Source organism: Alcanivorax sp. HI0083 (assembly GCF_001635175.1).
Window position 1 is genome coordinate 1 of record NZ_LWFX01000591.1, and the last position, 629, is coordinate 629.

Consider the following 629-nt stretch of genomic DNA (forward strand, 5'->3'; position numbering starts at 1 on the left):
GTTCTGACATCAGCCGTGCCCGCATCCGCCACGCCATTGAGATATTGGGTGGGGTATCCAAGAAGCAGATGAAGAAGCTGGAGAAGGCTTACCGGGATCTGCCGGTGGGTTGAAAGTCTGACCGACTGGGGGCGAGTTGCGAGAAGCGAGTTTCGAAGAGCAAAACCTGAAACTCGCTCATGCCTGAAGGTTTTCGCGACTCGAAACTCGTCACTCGCTACTGCTTTTGCCCAGTTTTTCAGCAACTTGCTCAGGATGTAGTCAAATCGACTTCATTCTGAAAAAAAACCGCTGGCTGGCGCTTGACAGGGTAGGGGTGGCCGGTAGAATACGCCGCACCTACCGGGATGCACCTGATCCCACTGGTATTTGGGGCTATAGCTCAGCTGGGAGAGCGCAACACTGGCAGTGTTGAGGTCAGCGGTTCGATCCCGCTTAGCTCCACCAAACACGTCCCCTTCGTCTAGTGGCCCAGGACACCGCCCTTTCACGGCGGTAACAGGGGTTCGACTCCCCTAGGGGACGCCAAATAGAAAAGCCTCACTCGAAAGAGTGGGGCTTTTTTATGGCCGCTTTACGGCCGTAACACGTTTTACGCAACATGCATCACGCTACAGGTCAGGCCTGAT

2 tRNA genes are annotated in these 629 nt (G+C 55.0%); both read left to right on the forward strand.

What is annotated here, in order from left to right:
* Positions 1-371: 371 nt before the first annotated feature.
* Positions 372-447: transfer RNA gene (locus A3754_RS05980), tRNA-Ala, on the forward strand.
* A 5-nt stretch (positions 448-452) separates the two neighbouring features.
* A tRNA-Glu gene (locus A3754_RS05985) sits at positions 453-528 on the forward strand.
* Positions 529-629: the final 101 nt, after the last annotated feature.